Source organism: Mesorhizobium sp. GbtcB19, from assembly GCF_019091085.1.
GTDB lineage: Bacteria > Pseudomonadota > Alphaproteobacteria > Rhizobiales > Rhizobiaceae > Mesorhizobium.
Window position 1 is genome coordinate 91097 of sequence record NZ_JAGXJY010000016.1, and the last position, 19215, is coordinate 110311.

18 protein-coding genes and 1 pseudogene are annotated in these 19215 nt (G+C 61.0%); 16 read left to right on the forward strand and 3 right to left on the reverse strand.

Going from position 1 to position 19215, the window contains the following annotated elements:
* Nucleotides 1–100: 100 nt before the first annotated feature.
* Complete coding sequence (locus tag KVT37_RS23900) at nt 101–604, reverse strand: DUF192 domain-containing protein (RefSeq protein WP_217577469.1); 504 nt, start codon at nt 602–604, stop codon at nt 101–103.
* An 834-nt stretch (nt 605–1438) separates the two neighbouring features.
* On the opposite strand from KVT37_RS23900, the gene KVT37_RS23905 reads away from it, so the two are divergent.
* The 4 genes from KVT37_RS23905 to KVT37_RS23920 all read left to right on the forward strand — a co-directional run bounded on the left by KVT37_RS23905 (nt 1439) and on the right by KVT37_RS23920 (nt 5326).
* Nucleotides 1439–2122, forward strand: a complete 684-nt coding sequence (locus KVT37_RS23905; RefSeq protein ID WP_217577470.1) for a hypothetical protein — start codon at nt 1439–1441, stop codon at nt 2120–2122.
* Between the two features lie 279 nt (nt 2123–2401).
* Nucleotides 2402–2566, forward strand: a complete 165-nt coding sequence (locus tag KVT37_RS23910) for a hypothetical protein (protein ID WP_217577471.1) — start codon at nt 2402–2404, stop codon at nt 2564–2566.
* Nucleotides 2567–2587: 21 nt separating this feature from the next.
* A complete protein-coding gene (locus KVT37_RS23915) occupies nt 2588–4498 on the forward strand; it encodes a potassium transporter Kup (RefSeq protein WP_217577472.1) in 1911 nt (636 codons plus the stop codon).
* A 324-nt stretch (nt 4499–4822) separates the two neighbouring features.
* Entirely contained in the window at nt 4823–5326 is a 504-nt protein-coding gene (locus tag KVT37_RS23920; protein ID WP_217577473.1) for a MucR family transcriptional regulator, read from the forward strand.
* Here KVT37_RS23920 and KVT37_RS33990 read toward each other — a convergent pair.
* Nucleotides 5309–5482 (reverse strand): annotated as a pseudogene (locus KVT37_RS33990) (methylmalonyl-CoA mutase family protein); the annotation flags it as partial. The gene KVT37_RS23920 and the pseudogene KVT37_RS33990 overlap by 18 nt on opposite strands.
* A 221-nt stretch (nt 5483–5703) precedes the next feature.
* On the opposite strand from KVT37_RS33990, the gene KVT37_RS23930 reads away from it, so the two are divergent.
* The 6 genes from KVT37_RS23930 to panD all read left to right on the forward strand — a co-directional run bounded on the left by KVT37_RS23930 (nt 5704) and on the right by panD (nt 11264).
* Nucleotides 5704–6669: a hypothetical protein gene (locus KVT37_RS23930; RefSeq protein ID WP_217577474.1), complete on the forward strand. Its 966-nt coding sequence runs from the start codon at nt 5704–5706 to the stop codon at nt 6667–6669.
* A 66-nt stretch (nt 6670–6735) separates the two neighbouring features.
* A complete protein-coding gene (nadA, locus tag KVT37_RS23935) occupies nt 6736–7710 on the forward strand; it encodes a quinolinate synthase NadA (RefSeq protein ID WP_217577475.1) in 975 nt (324 codons plus the stop codon).
* Nucleotides 7707–9251 (forward strand): L-aspartate oxidase, encoded by a 1545-nt coding sequence (locus KVT37_RS23940; protein WP_217577476.1) that lies wholly within the window; start codon nt 7707–7709, stop codon nt 9249–9251. Before nadA ends, KVT37_RS23940 begins: the two co-directional genes overlap by 4 nt.
* On the forward strand, nt 9248–10129 hold the full coding sequence (gene nadC, locus KVT37_RS23945) for a carboxylating nicotinate-nucleotide diphosphorylase (RefSeq protein WP_217577477.1): 882 nt from the start codon (nt 9248–9250) through the stop codon (nt 10127–10129). Before KVT37_RS23940 ends, nadC begins: the two co-directional genes overlap by 4 nt.
* Nucleotides 10130–10248: 119 nt before the next feature.
* A complete protein-coding gene (locus tag KVT37_RS23950; protein WP_217577478.1) occupies nt 10249–10434 on the forward strand; it encodes a hypothetical protein in 186 nt (61 codons plus the stop codon).
* 380 nt (nt 10435–10814) lie between these two features.
* The gene (gene panD / locus KVT37_RS23955; protein ID WP_217577479.1) at nt 10815–11264 is read left to right on the forward strand and encodes an aspartate 1-decarboxylase; all 450 of its coding nucleotides are present in this window, start codon (nt 10815–10817) and stop codon (nt 11262–11264) included.
* A 664-nt stretch (nt 11265–11928) separates the two neighbouring features.
* On the opposite strand, the gene KVT37_RS23960 is transcribed toward panD, so the two are convergent.
* Nucleotides 11929–12600 (reverse strand): FadR/GntR family transcriptional regulator, encoded by a 672-nt coding sequence (locus KVT37_RS23960; protein ID WP_217577480.1) that lies wholly within the window; start codon nt 12598–12600, stop codon nt 11929–11931.
* Nucleotides 12601–12815: 215 nt separating this feature from the next.
* On the opposite strand from KVT37_RS23960, the gene KVT37_RS23965 reads away from it, so the two are divergent.
* From KVT37_RS23965 to KVT37_RS23990, 6 genes are read left to right on the forward strand one after another with little or no spacing between them, the layout of a single operon-like run.
* Nucleotides 12816–13694, forward strand: a complete 879-nt coding sequence (locus KVT37_RS23965; protein WP_217577481.1) for a fumarylacetoacetate hydrolase family protein — start codon at nt 12816–12818, stop codon at nt 13692–13694.
* On the forward strand, nt 13691–14470 hold the full coding sequence (locus tag KVT37_RS23970; RefSeq protein ID WP_217577482.1) for an alpha/beta fold hydrolase: 780 nt from the start codon (nt 13691–13693) through the stop codon (nt 14468–14470). The genes KVT37_RS23965 and KVT37_RS23970 overlap by 4 nt, the downstream gene beginning before the upstream one ends.
* 52 nt (nt 14471–14522) lie before the next feature.
* A complete protein-coding gene (locus KVT37_RS23975; protein WP_217577483.1) occupies nt 14523–15845 on the forward strand; it encodes an amidohydrolase family protein in 1323 nt (440 codons plus the stop codon).
* Nucleotides 15842–16891 carry a branched-chain amino acid ABC transporter permease gene (locus KVT37_RS23980; protein WP_254634218.1) on the forward strand — a complete coding sequence of 350 codons (1050 nt, stop codon included), beginning with the start codon at nt 15842–15844 and terminating at the stop codon, nt 16889–16891. Before KVT37_RS23975 ends, KVT37_RS23980 begins: the two co-directional genes overlap by 4 nt.
* Nucleotides 16888–17916: a branched-chain amino acid ABC transporter permease gene (locus KVT37_RS23985; RefSeq protein ID WP_217577484.1), complete on the forward strand. Its 1029-nt coding sequence runs from the start codon at nt 16888–16890 to the stop codon at nt 17914–17916. The genes KVT37_RS23980 and KVT37_RS23985 overlap by 4 nt, the downstream gene beginning before the upstream one ends.
* Before the next feature lie 50 nt (nt 17917–17966).
* Entirely contained in the window at nt 17967–19208 is a 1242-nt protein-coding gene (locus KVT37_RS23990; RefSeq protein ID WP_254634219.1) for an ABC transporter substrate-binding protein, read from the forward strand.
* Nucleotides 19209–19215 lie beyond the last annotated feature (7 nt).

The following is a 19215-nucleotide window of genomic DNA, read 5'->3' on the forward strand; positions in this document are numbered from 1 at the left end:
GGCTCTCCGGTCGGGTTGGCCGTTGGCGCCAGCCCGCTTCACCAATCTTCCAACCTGCCGGGAGAAATGGTTGACCAAGAGGGCAGTGGGTGAGACCGGTTTAGTACGTTGAGCTGTCAGGCCCAAAAATCGCCGGATGACGTAGGACGTCGCCGTTTTCAAGACCGTCCCTGGCGGCGGTACCGGCCTTCAACTCGAGCACAAAGCTCACCGGCTGCCCAGGCGATATAAGCGATACCGATTCCGGCTCACCTTGCTTTATAGACCTGATCCTGTGATCCTGGCCTACGAACACCAGATCCAGGGCCATCGGCGTGTTCTTCATCCAGAAACTCACCTCGCCTGATCGATTGAAGACGAAAAGCATCCCGTGATTGTCGTCCATGGACTGGCGGTACATCAGTCCGGCCTGACGTTCTTTGGAAGTGTCGGCGATTTCGACAAAAAACGAGCGTTCCCCGGAACTGGTCTCTACCACCAGTGGCGTTAAATCGACTGGAAGCATCATTGGCTGTCCGTTCACCCGACCCGGCAGGCTGAGGTAACCCATCAAGGTCAACGCAGTGCAGATCGTGCCTCCCACCAACCAACCGCGATGAGTCATAGAATATCCCATCGGGTCTTGGCCCAATGCAACGCGTCAGGGATTGATGTAACGTGGCCTTCAAACAAGAATTTGACCTCACTTCAGGGTACGCCAGCACGCGCTGGCGAATGAAGCCAACGATCTCCCAAAGAGATCCGGAGCAGGAGAAACCGCCAGGCAAGCCATAAGCTAATTGAGCGTCCTATAGGTATTGCTTGCGCGAATATACTGCGGAGAGCAACTGTGTCTCATGCAGAATATGAATGGCACCATAGCACGACGAACCTGTGCCGCCATTCCAGACTGATGTAGACTTGTCCTGCGTTTCGGCCCCCCTCCGCGACGCCTAGGGCTGGCCAGCCGCCCCCCTCCGGGCTGGCCGGCCCTCCAATCGAGCCTAAGTTCAAGGGTTGGGTAATTCCGCACGCGCGGCCAAAGCCGCCAAGGGTGCCGTTCGACGATGTCGACTGGAACGACAACCCGTCAGCAAATTGTTCGTCTGCACCGCGCTGAGATCTCCGTATCCGGGAGCAAGCTGCTCAGCGAGAACTGCCGTCCATCGCACAGGTACGACCGATGGGTAGCCAAACTTTTTAACATCCGACCGCACCAATCGAAGATACCTGTCGGTATTTCTTCTGCTACCCGATCATTTCTCGCGCGCCAGCATCCTGATGAATGATGACGTTATGCGATTTACGCATGCGACGCTTTAGCTCCGGATGGATACCTTGCTTTCAAAGACACCTCGCCGCCCGGCGACAGTGGGCGGAGCGGTAGATACTGGCCTAGCGTTGACGTAATTCGTCCACGACAACTTGCAGCCGACATCTAAATATTAAAGGAAGATCAATGCTTTCCCGAAGAATTTTGTCTCCAATTCTCCTCTGCCTTTTCGCAGACACTGCCAGCTTCGCAGCCAATCTTGATGAATCGGTGGCGCCGCCGATGGCGCCCACCTGGACTGTGGGTTTAGAGGGAAGCCCCGAGTTCTATGCCATCGACAATGCTAGCAACAGCGCCCGGTCGCTTGCTGACACGTATTTCAAGTTCAGCGTTTCACACAATTTCGACGACAGTTTCATCGGAGGGGTATTTTTCCAACCCACCTTCAAGACCGGAGGAAAATCACAGTATTTTGGCGAGGCGAGCCTCGGTTACAAAATCAAGCTAACCGACAGCTTTACCCTCACACCGAGCCTTGGCTTGGGTTATACATGGCACGACACAGGCATTCCCAAGGATGGAAATGCCAATGTGCAAGCTCCCTACTACGTCTTTTATGTTGCAGGTGACTGGAAATTAACTCACCAGTGGACCTGGAACGTATTCAATCTGCGTTACCGCAACGCCTTCAACGCCGCATGGGAGACACCGAAAGTGGCCACTGGCGTGACCTACAACATCGACGCCGCCAATGCGATCTATACTAGCATCGGTCTTTCGTGGAGAAAGATCAATACAATCTCATCGCCCTATAACGATTTGTCGGAAGACAAGCTCAATATCGCAATTGGATATAAATATGCATTTTGAACCACTCCAAAATACCGATCCTTCGCGGTATTTATCTATGATCCGCGTCGATTGCCTTTATCTTTTTCAGCGTATCGCGGAATTGGGAGAGTTATGCAAGTCGTGGATGGGCGCGACACAGACGCACGTCTCGGATGGTGCGGCGCGAATTACAGGCAGTAGCATTGAACTAAGGCGCCCCGGATGGGTGCTGAGTAGACGTGTAACTCGATGCCACCAAGCGGATTGGCAAAACAGGAAGGCGCTCGCTCTGGAATTGCAGGAGAAGTGCCGTCATTGATGGATCTGTCGAAAACAGTGATCCAAATTGAGGCGCAACCGCTCGAAACCGGAACGAGCGCGGGCGCCTTCTTGTATCGGTTCGACTCTCCCTTTGAAGTTGAGCTGATAGACGCGACCTTTGGCTTACAATGGTTTGCCGGAAGCCATAGCGGCCAATACTAGGGACCGAATATGGAAAGCGTAATGACGGCTGCCGCCCGACCGAGCGTTCATCACATGCGAGATCGCGCTTTAGCCGCGACGGCTCTCGGCTGTTTGGGAGTGGTCTTTGGGGATATTGGGACGAGCCCGCTCTATGCGCTGCAGGTCGCGATCAATTCGGCAACGCCGGCTGGGAGTGCGCCAGCCCCGCAGGCGATTATCGGCATCGTTTCGCTGATCTTTTGGTCGCTTCTCGTCATTATTTCGATCAAATACGCGATCCTGATCATGCGCGCTGACAATGGCGGCGAAGGTGGCATTCTAGCTTTGCTTGCTTTGGTGAGCCCGCGGCGCGCTACGCAAAATCGCACAGGAGCACTGATGGTGCTGGTCGGTCTCTTCGGCGCGACGCTGCTCTACGGCGACGGTGCGATCACGCCTGCGATGTCGGTGCTCAGTGCCATAGAGGGCCTCAAGATTTATGCGCCACAGACGGACCACGTCGTGGTCCCGCTGACTGGTGCGATTCTCATGATGCTGTTCTTCTTGCAAAAGAAGGGCACGAACTGGATCGGCGGCATCTTTGGGCCGGTAATGCTAGTCTGGTTCGCGGTCATTGGTATTCTGGGGATCAGCGGCATTGTCAAGGAGCCCGCGGTTCTCGGGGCTCTCAGCCCCTGGCCCGCCCTCAGCTACTTGTGGCAGGCTGGACCGATAGCCTTCACGGTGATCGGGACCGCTTTCTTAGCGGTCACCGGTGGTGAGGCTCTCTATGCCGATATGGGCCATTTCGGGCCTTTTCCAATCCGTGTCGCGTGGTTCGGCGTGGCGCTACCGACACTGACGCTGAACTACTTCGGGCAGGGAGGATTGCTCTTGGCCGATCCGTCGGCAATCGAAAATCCGTTCTATCGTCTTGCGCCCGAGTGGTCGCACTATGGTCTGGTCGCGTTGGCGACGGCGGCTACCGTCATTGCCTCGCAGGCCATTATCACCGGCGCTTATTCGCTGACGCAGCAGGCGAACCAGCTCGGTTTGCTGCCACGACTGAGAATCATCCATACGGCCCGGCACGAACGCGCCCAGATCTACATTCCGCTGGTCAACTGGACTCTCGCACTCGCAACCCTCACGGCTGTGCTAGGCTTCCGATCGTCGGACGCGCTCGCCGGCGCTTACGGCATTGCCGTGTCGCTGCTGATGGTGATTACTACCGCGCTCGCCGCCTTTGTCGCATTGCACTGGAAACACAATCCGCTGCTTATCGTGATCGTGAACGGCAGCCTCCTGCTGCTGGAACTTCTGTATTTTGCCTCGGCTTCGACAAAACTACTGGACGGTGGTTGGTTCCCGCTGACGATATCCCTGGTGATCGCCTTTCTCATGCTTACATGGCGCCGCGGCGTGGAGATGTTGGATAAGGCACGCCTTGCCGTCCGCCAGACGGTTGACGAGTTCGATGCCGAAGTGAAGGCGAACCCGCCCTTTCGGATCGACGGTACCGCAGTCGTGCTCGGCCGGTTGACGAAAGGGATTCCGCTTGCCCTATCACTCAACCTCAAGCTCAATCGCGTGTTGCATCAAAAAGTCTTGTTGGTCGCCATTGATGTCACGGGAACCCCCCGTGTTTGCGACGAGGAGCGTGCCGTAATCCAGCGGATTTCAGACGACATTACCCGGGTCGAGTTGCGGTACGGTTTCATGGAGAGTCCGGATGTGCCTGGCGGCCTCAAAACGGCGCTGACGCGCGGGCAGATCGGCAAATGTGAATTGTCGTCAATCACCTATTACATAGGACATGATACGATCGTCGCGGGGAGGCCAGATGAGGGAATGGCGCTGTGGCGTGAGCATCTCTTTGCCCTGATGCACCGAAATGCGCAGCGACCTGGCGCCTCCTTTAAGATCCCAGCCGAGCAAGTCATGGAAATCGGACTCGAATTCAAGATCTGATCGCGAAACGGTGTCTCATACGCTTCTAGCCGCCAAATCGGGCTCGATGTGTCTTCGAAAAAGTCAAGAGTCGCGCTAAAGAGGCTCACGGTGCTCGGGCTCGAACAACGGTCACCAAAAAGCTGATCTCATTGCGTTGCAGACGACGGGGAGAGCCAACATAAACTGACGTTTTGCTCAGGTCAGGAGCGAATAGTAAAGATGTCTTGTGCGTGGCCACCGCCGCATGCCCGAAAAATTTGCGGCGGCGAATAATTCAACTGGACAATCAGACTGCTCAAACTGCACAAATGGGACATCATTGGCTATTAGCAAGGAATCACAATGAGCCCGCCCGACGACCAGCAAGACAGCAGCGATCTCGTATCACTCGCGGCTGACATAGTTTCTGCATATGTATCGAACAATCCGGTTCCGGTGCCGGAACTGCCAAAGCTGATCGCAGATATTCATGCTGCCTTACGAGGCATCGAGACTCCAACGACTGAACCGGCGGTCAAGCAAGAACCAGCGGTTTCGATAAGAAAATCGGTGACCCCAGGCTATATTATTTGTCTGGAAGATGGAAAAAAGTTCAAATCGCTGAAGCGCCACCTCAATGTTCACTACAATCTTAGTCCGGATGAATACCGGCAGAAATGGGGACTGCCTGCCGACTATCCAATGGTGGCGCCGGACTACGCCTTGGCCCGATCGGCGCTGGCAAAAGCGTCAGGATTGGGACGAAAGTCATCCGAGCCGACTGCAGATACTAAATCGAAGCAGAAGCCTCGCACCGCCGCAGCCTCGACAAGGTCATCCAGCGCGAAGTCACCGGTGAAGAGATAGGAGCGTCGCGAGCGCGGGCTTGGGGCGGAAGGGATCGCGCCGCTGGCGGATCTTTTCGAGGTGTGCCCCCTGCGTCTCGCGCACCGCCTTGTTGTCTGGGTCGAGGATATCAATCTTGTCCTGGTTCTCGGGACGATACTGATTGACGACGACTAGTCGCCGCCGCGCTCGACCGGCGGTCTATCAGAGCCCGACTCGCAAGGCGAGCCTTCCCCAACGTTACCCCTCAACAGTGTCGCGTGTGAAATATTTTGTGTGAGGGCGAAGGGATAAAAAGGCCCCATGGCACAGCGCTTAACGCATGACCAAACGTGCCACAAAGTTGTATTAAATCGATTCAGTTGCTTGACGGTGAAGCCTAGCGATCAATTTGGCAAATGCGCGACCACCCAGCACGAACCGAAAACGTCGGCCCCGTTCGAAACGGCCGCGATATCAATGTGGACCTGATCGCTGTTGTCGCCGCCGTGGTCGACCGCGAGCCTTGCGTTCTGACCGTCGGGCCTCGGAGTACCCTCCCCTCGGGTCCGTTCGAACTCAGTCACCGTTCCCTGCAATCTGGCCTGCGGGACTGGGTCGAACAGCAGACGAGCCATCCGCTAGGGTACATCGAGCAGCTCTACACCTTCGCTGACCGCGACCGAATGGAGGTCGGGCGCGACCAGCGCAACATCTCCATCAGCTATCTCGCGCTGACGAGGCAGGAAGCTATGGCGGATTCGCCAAGGTCCCACTGGAAAAGCTGGTATGAATATTTCCCTTGGGAGGACCACCGCTCCGGCACGCCGGAGGCGCTGAACGTCTTCGGCCCGCACCTGATTGCCTGGGCGAAAGAAGGAAGCGACCCCACAGCACGCCGCGACCGTCGAAAGCGCGCCGCAGTCGCCTTCGGCTTGGACGACCGTCCCTGGAACGAGGAGCTCACGCTCCAGCGCTACGAGCTCCTCTACGAAGCCGCTCTGGTCGAAGAAGTTGGCGGCCGACCCAGAACAGCTCTCGCGGCGTCAATCTCAGGCAAAGCGATGGTTGCCGATCATCGCCGCATCTTGGCCACAGGCATCGCACGGTTGCGCTCCAAGATCAAATACAGGCCGGTGGTGTTCGAGCTCATGAGAGCGACCTTCACGCTGCTCCAACTGCAGCAAACCGTGGAGGCGCTCGCTGGCAGGCTCATTAACAAACCGAACTTTCGCCGCCTCGTCGAGCAGCAAGAGCTGGTTGAGGAAACGGGCGGGACATCACTCGATACGGGTGGCCGGCCAGCAAAGCTCTATCGATTCCGCCACGCCGTCCTCGATGAACGGGCATTTGCTGGAACAAAATTGCCGTTGGCGCGGTCTTGACAGACCTTGTAGTCAAGATGGATATATACCCTATTATTGTCAATCGGACTATAAGAGGAGGCGTGAATGAACGGCGCGTTAACTACGGCCGCGTCCCTCTACGACCGCGTCCGGCGGGTGATCCCGCCCATCGAATGGCCAGCCTTCTGCGATGATATTGACGGGATCCTTTCGCTGAAGCGCGAGCGCAACGCCGTCATCCTGGCGCACAATTACCAGACGCCCGAGATCTTCCATTGCGTGGCCGACATCGTCGGCGACAGCCTGGCGCTGGCTCGCAAGGCGATGTCGGTCGATGCCGAGGTAATCGTGCTCGCCGGCGTGCATTTCATGGCCGAGACGGCCAAGCTCCTCAATCCCGGCAAGACGGTGCTCATTCCGGATCTCGGCGCCGGCTGTTCGCTGGCAGACTCCATCACCGCTTCTGATGTGCGGCTGATGCGGCAGCGCTATCCCGGCGTGCCGGTCGTGACCTACGTCAACACCTCCGCGACGGTAAAAGCAGAGTCCGACATCTGCTGCACCTCGGGCAATGCGCTGGCGGTTGTGGAATCGCTCGGCGTGCCGCGGGTGATCATGCTGCCCGACGAGTATCTGGCGAAGAACATCGCGGCCCAGACAAAGGTCGAGATCATCGCCTGGAAGGGACATTGCGAGGTCCATGAGCGCTTTACGCCCGCCGACATACGCGAGCTGCGCGAAGCCTATCCCAACGTCAAGGTGCTCGCTCATCCCGAGTGCCCGCCGGAAGTTGTCGCCTCGGCTGACTTCTCCGGCTCGACCGCAGCGATGTCCGACTATGTCGGGCGGCACAAGCCGGCGCGCGTCGTGATGATGACCGAATGCTCGATGAGCGACAACGTGGCCATCGACCATCCCGAAGTCGAGTTCGTCCGGCCCTGTAATCTGTGTCCGCACATGAAGCGGATAACGCTCGCGAACATCCGCGCGGCGCTGGAGCAGAACCGCTACATCGTCGCCATCGACCCAGAAGTCGCCGAGCGGGCACGCTGCGCTGTGGAGCGCATGCTCTTCCTATGACGCCATACATCCATGACATTGGCGGGGTGCCGGTCATTATCGGGGCTGGCATCGCCGGACTGATGACGGCGCTGCATCTGGCGCCACAACCGGTTGTCCTCCTCTCCAGCACCCCACTTGGCGCTGAAGCCTCGAGCACACTCGCCCAGGGCGGGCTCGCGGCCAGTCTTGGCGAAGACGACAGCCCCGAACTGCACATTGCCGATACGCTTGCCGCCGGTGACGGGTTTTGCAACGAACCAATGGTCAGACGAGTGATCGAGGCTCTGCCTCAAGCTGTCGAGAACCTCATTCGTCTTGGCGCTCCCTTCAACCGCACTTCAGACGGAAAACTGCGGCTGGGCCTGGAGGCGGCCCATTCACGGCGCCGGATCGTTCATGCCGGCGACGCCACAGGCCAAGAGCTGTTCCATGCACTGCTCGCCGTAGCGAGGCGGACCCGCTCGATCACAATCATGGAAGGTATAACAGCCCTTCGCCTTGTGGCCGCCGAAGGCAGCATCGCGGGGGTGGTGGCTGTCCTACACGGCAACGTTTTCGCATTGCCCACGCGCCGTGTGGTGCTGGCCACAGGCGGTATCGGCGGCCTCTTTCGCGATACGACGAACCCGCTCGGGTCATTCGGCCACGGTCTGGCGCTGGCTGCCTCCGCTGGCGCCGAGCTCGCGGATCTGGAATTCGTGCAGTTCCATCCGACCGCGCTTGACACGCCGCGCCGCCCAATGCGGCTTGTGAGCGAAGCGGTGCGGGGCGAAGGCGCGGTGCTGGTGGACGAACACGGTCACCGCTTTCTCGCCGCTACACCTGGCGCTGAACTCGCTTCTCGCGACGTGGTGGCGCGGACGATCTCCAATCAGCTCGCCGCAGGTCATCGTGTGTATCTCGACGCCCGGGACTGCCTCGGTAGGAACTTCGCAGAACGCTTTCCTTCGATCGAGGCAGCTTGCAAGCAGGACGGCATCGATCCGGCGCTGGAGCCCATCCCGGTGCGTCCTGCGGCTCACTATCACATGGGCGGCGTGGCTGTTGACACCGAAGGTCGCAGTTCCGTTTCGGGCCTATGGGCGTGCGGAGAGGTCGCCTGCACCGGGCTCCACGGCGCCAACCGGCTTGCCAGCAATTCGCTGGCCGAAGTTGTTGCAACAGCCGCTTGGGTGGCGGCAAGCGTCGCGGGTACTTGCGCCGGCTGGCGATCGCACAAGTTTCCTGCATCCGTACCTCCTGGGCCCGACCCTTCACCTATGCGCCAAATCGTTTCCGACGCGCTCGGCATCACCCGCAGTGGGAAGCGGCTGCGCGAGGCGGTCGCGACGCTGCTCCCGCACGCGGTTGGCGAAACGGCCGTGGCCGATCCGGCCTTGGTGGCGCTGCTGATCGCCGTGGCAGCCCTTCGGCGTGAAGAAAGCCGCGGCTCGCACTACCGTTCCGATTTTCCGGAGCGCAATGCTGCCGCCCTGCCCGCGCGCCTTACGCTCTGCACAGCGTTTGAACATGCCGCCGCGGTCAGCTGGCAGAAATCCGAACGGAGCCCGTTGACATGAGTTCACTTGCACCGCTTCCCCATATCATCATGGAACCGATCGTGCGTAGTGCGCTTCTTGAAGACTTTGGCAGGGCCGGGGACATCACCAGCAACGCGATCATCCCGGCGGACTGCAAGGCCGCGTTCATGTTGAATGCTAGGCAAACAGGCCTTGTCGCCGGGCTCGATCTTGTCATGCTCACCTTTCTGCTAGTCGACCCCGGGATCAGCCTGCAGGTGCGCTGTCCCGAGGGCGGAAAGGTCTCGATTGGAGAAACCATCGCGATCGTAAGTGGGCCGGCACGCAGCCTGCTGACAGCCGAACGGACCGCGCTCAACTTCCTATGCAAGCTCAGCGGCATTGCGACCGCTACAGCCGCCTTGGTCGATGCTGTACGCGCTCATAAGGCCAAGATCGTGTGCACACGCAAGACGACACCCGGCCTGCGTGCGCTGGAAAAATATGCGGTGCGCGCCGGCGGGGGCGCCAATCACCGCTTCGCGCTCGACGACGCCGTGCTCATCAAGGACAACCACATCGCCATCGCCGGCGACATCCGCACCGCAATCGAGCGAGCGCGCCGCGCGGTTGGCCACATGGTCAAGATTGAGGTCGAAGTCGACACGCTCGACCAGCTTGAGATGGCGCTCCAAGCCGGAGTCGAAGCCGTACTCCTCGATAACATGACGGTCGAGGAGCTAGCCCGGGCCGTAGCGATGGTCGGCGGCCGCGCGGTGACTGAAGCCTCTGGTCGAATAACGCAGGCGAGCGCGGCAGCGATTGCCGCGACCGGCGTCGACCTCATATCGGCAGGTTGGCTCACCCACAGCGCCCCGATCCTCGATATCGGCCTCGACCTGCCGTCCGACAGAAATTGCAGCAGACACCTCAACTGATGGAGAAGGACATGAACCAGGATGGTAGGATCTCCTTTGGCCGCCAACTATGCGGCGCCAGTTCGTCGCCATTTGCAACGATTACCGACGCAGGCACGCCCGCTGCAGAGGCGTGAGAAATGAAGGATGAGAAACAAGCGAAAGGTCGCGTGGAAACACTTGGATCTGTCATCTGCCGCCTCGACGAACTGCGGCAGATGGCTGCCTCTCACGGTCTGGAACCACTGGGCTCTTTGCTGGACGTCGGCTTCAACGAATCCTGTGAAGCGATTAGACGGGAGGGTGCATCCACTGAAGCCGGATAGTGCCTGCGATAGGCACCCACGATGCGCAAAGCCGCTGCCGGGAAGCTGAACAAGCATGCAAGTCACCGAAGCTAATTCAAGTATCGGGCTCAACCATGCTTCATCCCGACCGTCCGAGCCCGTCAATTGACCGCGCAGACCGTACCGCAATCGCAGCGACCAGGCGTCGATTCCGGTTGGCTTCACACGCTGCGCGCCGGGCCTTTCGCGAGTAGTCCCATGTTCCCGAGCAGAGACCGATAACGCACCCTTGCAGTTGTCTGTTTGAAATTTGTTAACTACGCAAGTCGGCCCGTCGCAGGATCCTGCCTACCCTTCGCCAGAAAAATGCATCGCAAAGTCCAATAGTAACTCGTTCGTCCCTCCGGAGCACAAAAAGGATGCGGAAAATCGTCGCCGGCAAGCTGCATGGCATCTATGTCACCGAAGCCAATCTCGAGTACCATGGCTCGATCACGCTCGACCCCGAGCATTGCGAGGTGGCGGGCATCCTGCCGATGGAATTCGTTGAAATCTGGAACAAGAATTCGGGCGCACGGATATCGACCTATGTGATCCTCGGTAAACGCGGATCCCGCTGCTGTATTCTCAACGGAGCTGCGGCCCGCACCTGCCAGCCGGGCGATCAAATCATCATTTGCAATTCGGTCTATGTGCACGAGAGGGAGCTGACCGCACTCAAGCCGCGGGTGCTGACCTTCGACCAGGACAATCGCATTGTCGACCGGCTGACCTATTCGGTCGAGCGAAACCCGGATGGAGGCTACAGCTTTTCGATATTGGACGTCGCCAACAAGCCGCTCCCCATACCCGCGTTTGTTGCCAAATAGGAAGGTCTCGGTCGCCTGGTCTTTCGGCCTGCCGACCACCGTTGCCGCAGCAATTACAGGCGACATCCGGTTCTTCCTGTGATTGGACCATGCCGAACGCAATCCAAGCGGGTAGCAGCCGTCGTCGCGCGGAGATCATCCTAGCCGCGAAGGAACGAGATTCCCTTAAATATGCGGTAGATTGTCTCAAGATTTGCGCGATTCCCGTATGCGAATGCGGACTGCCTTATCGGGCACGCTCCGACCGACGCGGATACGTTACGACAGTGTCTGGCAGAGTGCCGGCCTACTAGAATCCAAACCGCTTGGATTGCAGACCAGCGGCTCTGTCAACAGAAGCGGTAGCTAACGACATCTTCCCCGAACTACATGAGACCAAATACGGCGACATCGATCGAGGCAGAGTTTGGGAACCTAACCAATCCACAGAAATATTTTGTTGGTATTTTTGTTGGTCGCTACCGCCACTGAGCAATCTCCAAACATTTGAAAACAAAGTCAGATTCTTCTTGTTTGGATTCCGCCTCTGGGCACCATCCCTCCCTTTTCAGATATCTTTGCTGAAGCCTTTACGCTTCCGTTCCCCTCGAATCGCGGCGGCACGCAATCAGCCGCAATTGGACGTTGGCGAAAGCCAACCGTCATACGCCCAATCTCTCCTCCCTCATCGCCCCAGGAGATTGCGCTCCACCGTCCTGAGATGCGCCAGCATCGCAGCGCTTGCGGCTTCGGAGTCGCGCGCCAGCAAGGCGTCCAATATGGCCTGATGCTCGTTGCAATAAGTGGCGCGGCGTTCCTCCGAGAAGGAACGCTTCTTCATCTCGAACCACGGCCGCTGATTGCGCAGGATGCGCATCAGATTGTGGATCTCCTTGAGGAAGTCGTTGCGCGAGCACGCAAAGATGCGGTGGTGAAATTCGGCATCCCAGTGCTCGAAGGTCGGCATGTCTTCGGACGCCCAGGCGATCTTGTGCGCCTCGCGCACCGCGTTGAGCTCGCCGGCGCTCGCATTGGTGGCGGCGAAAGACGCGGCCGCGGGCTCCAGAAGCTGCCTGATCTCCATCATGTCGGCCGGGCTGGTTCCTTCCATCCGCGCGACGGTCGCGGCCATCGAATCCGGATTGGCCGCGGTCAAAAAGGTTCCGCGGCCGACATGGCGCACGACGGTGCCGTCGTCCTCGAGCAGGCCGACGGCGCGGCGCACCGTGTTGCGCGCTACGCCGAACTCGCTGGCAAGGTCACGCTCCGGCGGCATTCGGCCGTTTTCCATCCATTCGCCCAGCGAAATGCGCTTCTTCAAGGCGATGGCGATGTCGTTGGCGACAAGCTTTGGCATATTCGGCGACGTCTATCTGATCCAATATTGAACCACGCATAGCAGCTTCGCGCCCGCTCGTCCACAGCGCAAACCTGCCCCTAACCCCTGGCGCTCAAGGGTGGATTCTTTTTGTCGCGGCTGGTCCGAATGCCGCTTGCGGACTAAGCCAATTGACGTTAGCGTGTATCGAAAGAGCGAGAAATTGGCTCAATATTGGTTCACGGGAGGAATGGATGCGGGTCGCGACTTTCTCGCTTGCCGGCGAAAGGCGGGTTGGCCTGGTGGACCTTGCCGCGCAGACCGTCGCGCCATTCGACCTCGCCGTCGAGCGCGCCGAAGCGGGTCTGCTGGCGCTGATCGAGCGCAACGGAGCCGGCCTGCCGCGCACCCTGTCGCCGATCCCGCTGGCGCGGGTCGACATCGAGGCGCCAATCCCGCAGCCGCGCCGCAACATCTTCTGCGTCGGCAAGAACTATTACGAGCATGCGCATGAGTTTGCCCGCTCAGGCTTCGATTCCAGCGCCGGCGCGGGCGCCGTGCCGAAGCACCCGATCATTTTCTCCAAGGTGCCGGAATCGGTGGTCGCCAACCACGCCAGCGTGCAGATCGATCCCAGTGTGTCTACGGCGATCGACTATGAGGCGGAGCTGGCCGTCATCATCGGCACGGGCGGGCGCGGCATCTCGAAGGAAGAAGCGCTCGACCATGTCTGGGGCTATACGATCGTCAACGACGTCACCGCGCGCGACCTGCAAGGCAAATACAGCCAGTGGCTGATCGGCAAATCGCAGGACACGTTCTGTCCGATGGGCCCGTGGGCCGTCACCAGGGACGAGTTCGACCTGGCAAATGCCGGGATCCGCTGTTTCGTCAATGAGGATTTGCGGCAGGATTCCAGGATATCGCTGCTCATCTTCGATATCCCGACCATCATCGCGACGCTCTCGCAGGGCATCACGCTGAGGCCCGGCGACATCATCGCCACCGGCACGCCCGTCGGCGTCGGCATCGGCTTCGACCCGCCGAAATACCTCAAACCCGGCGATGTGGTGCGCATCGAGATCGACGGCATCGGCACGCTGGAGAACCGTTTCGTGGAGAGGCCGCAATGACGACCGTGACAGTCGGCCCCGTCGTCGCGGAGGTCGTCGGCGAAGGTGCGGCCGTGGTGATGGTCCACGGTCTCGGCGGCACCTCGAACATGTTCCAGCCGCAGATGGGCGCGCTCTCCGGCTACCGCGTCATCCGCCTCGACCTGCCGGGCTCGGGCCGCTCGCCGCGACCGGTCGAGCCGCTGACCATCGAGTTCATGAGCGAGGCCGTGATCCGCGCCATGTCCGGCATGGGCGTTACCTCGGCGCATTTCGTCGGCCATTCGATGGGCACCATCGTGTGCCAGCAGATCGCGGCGGCGCAGCCGGCGCTTGTCGCCTCGCTGACACTGTTCGGCGCCCTGGCCGAGCCGACCGAAGCAACCCGGCGAGGCCTGGCGAACCGGGCGCGCCTGGCGCGATCGGGCGGCATTGCGGACATCGCCGACCAGATCGCCGCCAATGCGCTTTCGGCCCATACCAGGGAAACCTCGCCCGCGGCGGTGGCCTTCGTGCGGGAATCGATCACCCGCCAGGATGCCGAATCCTACGCCCGCACCTGCGAGGCGCTGGCAAAAGTGACCGCGGTCGACGCGCGGCGGATTTCGGCGCCGACCCTGCTCGTCACCGGCGATGCCGACACGGTCAATCCGCCGGGCGTCGGCCAAGCGCTCGCTGACAGGATCAAGGGAGCCGTATTCTCGTCGCTGGACCGGTGCGGACATTGGGCGACGGTGGAGAGCCCGCGCGAGAGCAGCCAGAAGCTCGCCGATTTTTTGAGACGGGTTGATAGGTGAGGATTTCGGATCGAGCGTAGAATTCTACGTTCGGCAAGTTGGGAGGCTTGTTATGGCAGACGACAGCTGGACCGGAAACGGATCGGGCGGCACGCTGTTCACCAATGTGCGCGTCCTCGACGCTACAGGTGAATATCCCTTCACCGGCGAGGTGCTGGTGCAGGGCAACCGCATCAAGCAGATCACCAAGGGCTCGTCCCGCTTCGGCTCCTCCTCGTCCTATGGCGGCGGTGCGACCGTCATCGACGGCATGGGCGCGACGCTGATGCCGGGCATGATCGACGCGCATCTGCATCTGTCCTGGAACAACGCGCCCGGCATCGATCCCATCCAGATGATGGAGATCGAGGAGCACATGCTGGTCACCATGGAGATGGCCAAGCTGGTGCTCGATGCCGGCTTCACCGCCGGACGGGGCGCGGCCGCCGCCAAGCCGCGGCTCGACGTCGTCGCCAAGAAATTCATCAACCAGGGCCGCTTTCCAGGCCCGCGTTACCTCGCTGCCGGGCCCGAGATCACGACGGTCGGCGGCCTTGGCGATTCCGCGCCCTCGCATATTCCGCATGAGGGGCTCAATCTCGGCATCGTCGTGTCCGGCCCGGAGGAAATCCGCCGCACGGTGCGCCAGCTGATCAAATACGGCGTCGATTCCATCAAGCTCAACCTTTCCGGCGAGAGCATCACCGGCATGGGCGCGGAAGAGACCCCGATGTCCGAGGAAGAGGTTGCCATGGCCGCTTCCGAGGCGCGCTGCCGCAACAAGGTGCTGTCGGCGCATGCGCGCTCTTCCGGGTCGGTGAAGCAGTGCATCCGCCACGGCATCCAGAACATCTACCACGCTTCCTTCGCCGACGAGGAGGCGCTCGACATGCTGGAAGCAGTCAAGGACAAGCACTTCGTCGCGCCGGGCATCGCCTGGCTGATCAACACCGCGCGTTATGCCGAGCAATGGGGCATCAAGCCCGGCTCGCCGCTGTCGCTCGAATATGAGCGAGAGCTCGAAATGTGCATCGACACGATGAAGAAGATGCACCGGCGCGGCATCCGCGTCTGCATCGGCGGCGATTACGGATTTGCCTGGACGCCGCAGGGCACCAACGCCAAGGACATCCAGACCTTCGTCGAGATGCTCGGCTTCTCTCCGATGGAGGCGATCCAGGCCGGCACCAAATATGGCGGCCAGATCATGGGCATGGGCGACGAGCTCGGCCTGATCAAGGAAGGCTACCTCGCCGATATCCTTCTGATCGACGGCGATCCGATCTCCGACGTGCGCATCCTGCAGGACAAGAACCGCATCCTCGCCATCATGAAGGACGGCAAGTTCCACAAGGCGCCGCGCATGAACGAGCAGCGCCGGCGGCTGACCGCATGAGCATACTCGACCAGCCATCGTCCTCACCGCTGTCGGGCGGCGGCGTGACGCGCCGCCAGGCCTGGGCCCTCGTCGGCCTGCTGGCCGCGGCGATCGTCGCCTGGCTGGTCTTTGCCGTCTGGCCCGACTGGCTGAACGCGATCCTGATCTCCAAGAAGGCGTTCGTCAGCGCCATCCTGAACGGCCTGACGCTCGCCGGCCTCTATTTCCTGGTCGCCAGCGGATTCACCCTGATCTTCGGCCTGATGCGCAACATCAACCTGGCGCATGGTTCGCTCTACCTGCTCGGCGCCTATATCGGCTATGAGGTCACCAGCCGCACCGGCTACTGGCTGCTCGGCGTCGCGGCCGGCTTCGTCGCCATGGCCATCGTCGGCGTCGTCATGCAGGTTTTCGTCTTCCGCCGGCTGGAGGGCGACGACCTCAGACAGACACTGGTCACTATCGGCATCTCGATCGTCGCCGCCGACCTGATGCTGGCGGTGTGGGCCGGCGGCACCTATCAGATCGCCACGCCGGAATGGCTCGACGGCGCCTTGACCCTGCCGGTCATCACCGCCGTGCGCTCGAACGGCGCCTCGGTTTTCCTGACGTATCCGCTCTACCGCATGGTCGTGCTGGCGGCGGCGATCGTCATCGGGGTCGGGCTGTGGCTGATGCTCAACAAGACGCGCGTCGGCATGATGATCCGCGCCGGCGTCGACGACCGCGCCATGCTGTCGGCCTCGGGCGTCAATGTGCATGCGGTGTTCGCCATCGTCTTCGCGGTCGGCGCGGGACTTGCGGGTTTCGCCGGCGTCGTCGGCGGATCGGCGCTTTCCGTCGCGCCCGGCGAGGACGTACGCTATTTGCTTGCCTCGCTCGTTGTGGTGATCGTCGGAGGCATGGGCTCCATCACCGGCGCGGCGATAGGCGCGCTGCTGATTGGCCTCGCCGAGCAGATCGGCCTCGTCTACTTCCCGACCTATGGCATCGTGCTGACCTTCGTCATCATGGTGGTGACCCTGGCGGTCCGCCCGCAAGGCATCATGGGGAAGGCGAGATGAGCCTGACCGCCGCCACCGACGGCGCGATGCCGCAGCAGAACTGGCTGGACAAGCTCGGCGCCGCCCACATCCTCCTCGCCGTCGCGCTGCTTCTCTATCCGTTGGTGGCGTCGGATTTCTTCCTGACGCAGATCGCCGGCTACTCGATGATCTTCGGCGTGCTGGCGCTGTCGTTGATGCTGCTGGCCGGCTATGGCGGGATGCTCAGCCTGGCGCAGATCACCGTCGCCGGCATCGCCGCCTACGCCGTCGCCATCCTCGGCAACAACACGTCCAACGTGCTGGGTTTCGGCTGGCCCTGGTGGATCGTCGTCCCCTTCGCGGTAGCGGCTGCGGCGGTGTCATCGGCGCTGATCGGCTGGATCTCGGTGCGCACGGAAGGCATCTACACGCTGATGATCACGCTGGCGATCGCCACCGCGACCTTCTATTTCGCGCAGCAGAACTACGCGATCTTCAACGGCCATTCCGGCTATGCCGGCATCCACGCGCCGGTCTTCTGGGGTATCGACTGGCGCGACCCGAAGCCCTTCTACTATCTCTGCCTCGGCCTTGCCGCGCTGTCCTACGCGGCGGTGCTCTACGGCTCGCGCTCAACCTTCGGCATGACCTTGCAGGCGATCCGCGACAACCCGCGCAGGATGCGGGCGCTGGGTTACCATGTCACCGCGCACAAGGTCTTCGCCTGGTTCCTGGCCGGCATCCTCGCCGGACTGGCGGGTGTGCTTCTGGTGTGGTTCAACGGGCGCGTCTCGCCCGGCACCATCGGTGTCGACGTGGCGATCGACGTCCTGGTGATTGCCGTCATCGGCGGCCTGCGCCACCCGATCGGGTCGTTTCTCGGCGCGATCGTCGTCATACTGATGCAGACCTTCGCCATCGACATCGTCGGCGCCGAGCGTTTCAACACGCTGATCGGCCTGGTGTTCCTGGTGATCGTCTTCGTCTCGCCGGATGGAATTCTTGGGTTGTGGGGGAGGATCAAGCCACATTTTGCCCAGGAGTCCTTGCGCGCCGGCCCCTAGCGGCCGGCGCGGATGAAGCACTGCAAACCAATCAATGGGAGGAACTGAGGATGCACAGACGTACATTGCTGGCCCTGGCGCTGTTCACCGGGCTGACCGCGCCTTCGATGGCGCTCGCCGCCGACGACGCGATCAAGATCGGCCTGCTGGCCACTTTCGAGGGACCGTTCACGGTGCTTGGCGAGGATAGCGAACGCGGCGCCATGACGGCCCTCGCCGAGGCCAATGGCAGCGTCGCCGGCAAGAAGATCGAGATCGTCAAGGGCTCGTCCGACGCCTCGCCCGACAGCGCGGTGCGCGCGGCGCGCAAGCTGGTCGAGCAGGATGGCGTGAAGGTGCTGGTCGGCCCGCTTTCGGGCGATGAAGGCCTCGCCGTCAAGGACTATGCCAAGACCAAGCCGGACGTGACGTTCATCAACGGCACCTCGGCGGCGCAGGACACGACGCTGCGCAATCCGGCCGAGAACTTCTTCCGCTTCTCCACCGACGGCGCGCAATGGATGGCGGGTCTCGGCACCTATGCCTTCAAGGACAAGGGCTACAAGAAGGTCGCCACCGTGGCCGAGGATTATTCCTTCCCCTACACGCAGGTGTTCGGCTTCATGGCCGAGTTCTGCAAGGCCGGCGGACATGTGCCGTCGAAGTCCTGGGTGCCGATCGGCAACAAGGATTTCTCCTCGGTCATCGCGGCGATCCCCGAGGATGTCGACGCCATCTATGTGGCGCTCGGCGGCGCCGACGCCGTCAACTTCCTGACCCAATACCAGCAGGCCGGCGGCTCGGCACCGCTGATCGGCGGCTCGATCACCGTCGACCAGACAGTGCTGACCTCGAAGGGCAAGCTGCGCGACGTGCTCAAGGGCACGCCCTCGGCGGGACCGACCGCCGACACCAATGACGCGCCGGCCTGGAAGGCGTTCGTCGACGCCTACAAGAAGCAGCCGGGCGCCTTCCCCTCGCCGTCGCTCTTTGCCCATGGCTATTATGTGAACATGAAGGCGACGCTGCTGGCGCTCGACCAGGTCGGCGGCGACGTCTCCGACGGCGGCAAGAAGCTGCGCGAGGCCCTGTCGAAGCTCTCCTTCGACACGCCGACCGGCAAAGTGTCGCTGGACAAGAACCGCAACGCGGTCGCCGACATCTTCCTGACCGAAGTGACCGAGGGTTCGGACGGCAATCTTTTGAACAAGCTGGTCAAGGTCGTGCCGCAGGTCAACCAGACGCTCGGCATTCCCGAAGACGAGTTCATGAAGCTCGGCGCGGTCAACCGCGACAATCCGAGCTGCCCGTAACAGAACC